Origin of the sequence: Salinisphaera sp. T5B8 (genome assembly GCF_040361255.1) — a bacterium.
GTDB lineage: Bacteria > Pseudomonadota > Gammaproteobacteria > Nevskiales > Salinisphaeraceae > Salinisphaera.
Genome location: NZ_APNG01000048.1, coordinates 1 through 2312, shown reverse-complemented (window position 1 = coordinate 2312; position 2312 = coordinate 1). Strand labels below are relative to the sequence as shown.

3 protein-coding genes and 1 pseudogene are annotated in these 2312 nt (G+C 58.3%); 3 read left to right on the top strand and 1 reads right to left on the bottom strand.

Annotation, left to right across the window (positions count from 1 at the left end):
• Window positions 1-926 (bottom strand): IS256 family transposase (locus T5B8_RS19920; RefSeq protein ID WP_353181001.1); only part of this gene is annotated, 926 nt, incomplete at its 3' end.
• Here T5B8_RS19920 and T5B8_RS19915 point away from each other — a divergent pair.
• From T5B8_RS19915 to T5B8_RS19905, 3 genes and pseudogenes are all read left to right on the top strand, one after another.
• Window positions 852-1013 carry a hypothetical protein gene (locus T5B8_RS19915; protein WP_353181002.1) on the top strand — a complete coding sequence of 54 codons (162 nt, stop codon included), beginning with the start codon at window positions 852-854 and terminating at the stop codon, window positions 1011-1013. The genes T5B8_RS19920 and T5B8_RS19915 overlap by 75 nt on opposite strands.
• 203 nt (window positions 1014-1216) lie before the next feature.
• Window positions 1217-1663 (top strand): hypothetical protein, encoded by a 447-nt coding sequence (locus T5B8_RS19910; RefSeq protein ID WP_353181000.1) that lies wholly within the window; start codon window positions 1217-1219, stop codon window positions 1661-1663.
• Window positions 1664-2038: 375 nt separating this feature from the next.
• Window positions 2039-2242: pseudogene (locus T5B8_RS19905) on the top strand (metallophosphoesterase family protein); the annotation flags it as partial.
• Window positions 2243-2312: the final 70 nt, after the last annotated feature.

The window sequence follows — 2312 nt, the reverse complement described above, 5'->3', positions numbered from 1 at the left end:
AAGTCGTAGAAGGCGAGCAGTTCAGCGCGGTCTTTTTGCAGGCACGCTGTGGCCTTCGGGTATTTGTCGTCGTAGATCGCAACAAACCGATCAAAGGCCTGCTCGGCGTGGTGACGTGTGTCAGCTTGCCATATTTCATGAAGATGGCCTTTGGCCTGCGGCTGTATCCGCTTGGGCAGCTTGTCGAGCACGTTCGCGGTTTTATGCACCCAGCATCGCTGGACCGCTGTCTTGGGATAGACCTCGGCCAGCGCGGCCCAAAATCCCATCGCGCCGTCGCCGACGGCGAGCCTGGGCGCGACGACCAGCCCGCGATCACGCAGGCTCAACAGCAGTGCTCTCCAGCTCTCGGTCGATTCACGGAAGCCCTCCTCGATGGCCAGGAAGTGCTTGCGGCCGTGACTATCGCAGCCGATGACCACCAACACACAGCGCCGCTCGGCGGCGCGCACGTTGACGTAGATGCCATCCGCCCAGAGATACACCATCTCGTGGCCGCGCCAATCGCGCTCGCTGAATGTGTCGTACTCGTGCTCCCAGCCGGCTTTCAGGCGACTGATCGTCGATGCCGACAAGCCTTTGACCGAGTCCCCGAACAGCGCCTTGAGCGCTTCGTCGAAATCGTTGGTCGATACACCCTTGAGATACAGCCACGGTAGGACCGACTCCAGCCGGCGCGTCTTCTTCAAATAAGGCGGCAGCAATGCCGAGGAAAAGCGTCGGCCGCGTCCGGCGCGATCCCGCGTCTTGGGCAGCGCGACGGCGACCGGGCCAACCCCGGTGAGCACGTCACGTTCAGGCTGATAGCCGTTGCGCACCACAGCCCGCCGCCCGTCGGCGTCTCGGTCGGCATGCGTCTGCAGAAACGCATTGAGCTCGGCCTGAACGGCCTGTTTGATGATGCGTTGTGCACCATCGCGAACCAGATCGGACAGCGCGTCCGCAAAGGCTGGATCAGCAAAGGCAATCGTCGTATCGTCTTGCATGGTGGTGGCACCTCTTCTGTCGTCTGAAATCAGTGATTGGTCTTACTAATTTCAGCAGGTGGGTGCCGCCTCCTTCAATCGCTCATACACCAGAAATGAGCGTAGCTCCGGCGTTCGGTCGGACACCGATTTCTACATTGCACATACCATTGTTGTGAAGTCTGCAACGGATAATTCAGTTGTCGACAACCTTATGCTACGTTGTTGAGGAAAATCGCTGCGGACTATCGGTGCTGCGTCAAGACAACGTTCTCGAAATTCTCGATCTGCCGCGAGAAACATTTCGTTACTGGCGGGCCCGACTGTCGCCGCTCGCTCGTCGTGAGCGCGGGCACAACGCGCGTTATTCGACGGGCGAGCTGTTAGGTCTGATGTGTGTGCAGTTATTGGTGGAGGAGCACGATCGTCCGGTTTCTAGGGTCAAGGTTGTCGCGACACCACTATTTGACCAGTGTCGGCACCAGCACTGGCCCGAACTCCGGGACAAATGCATGTTCGTTAATTTCGTCGATAGACGGATTTTGTTGTCGCCATCGCTGAATGAGCGCCCAGCCGGCAGCCAACCGAGCGACGATGTGCTGATGATTGGAGAACTGGTTACACGGATCGAAGCGCTAATTCATGCTGAGCCGGAGATATCCTATATTTCGCCGGTAAATCCGGTTGCGCTGGCCTAGCGAGCTCCTGAAGTCGCTGAGAGGCTTGGGTTATCCAACAGAGCCATTAGGACAATCCGGTCCCGAACACACATAGACGACACAAAACGTTTTCCATGCATTCACGCGGCGCGTGATCGAGCGTGCGTTACGCACCATCGTTGTGTTGCTTTTCGCTCTCGAGATACCCGCTCGCGCGACCGCAGACGGGCGCAGGGCAGTCGACGCGTCGTCACTGACCCGATCGGTATCGGGGCCGATTCACGACTCGCCTTCGCTGCGGAATCGGATGCCCGCGTCTCCCGACAAATAGGGGACGTGTCATCGACGGGGCGCACCCGGTTAGCGCGCTGCATCGGCAATCCTTGTCACCCGGCACACAGAGCGATCAAGACAGTGAAACTACGAGTTTTGTCCGATTTACACCTGGAGTGCTTCGCTGAGCCTGAAGACAGTGGCATCCGTGACGATGTCGAATGTGACGCCGTCGTGCTAGCCGGCGACATCCATAACGGTACGGTTGGTATTGAATGGGCAGCGCGCACGTTCCGAGTGCCCGTGATCTACATCATGGGCAACCACGAATACTATGGTTATGACGCGACCGAGTTATTGCCTAGATGTGTAAACCCAACACATTGTTCACGGATAAGCCCAGGCGGCTGATCGG

What these genes read in the sequence shown, in the direction of transcription:
- T5B8_RS19915 (WP_353181002.1), top strand. Translation starts at nt 852, where the DNA reads ATGCGTCTGCAGAAACGCATTGAGCTCGGCCTGAACGGCCTGTTTGAT.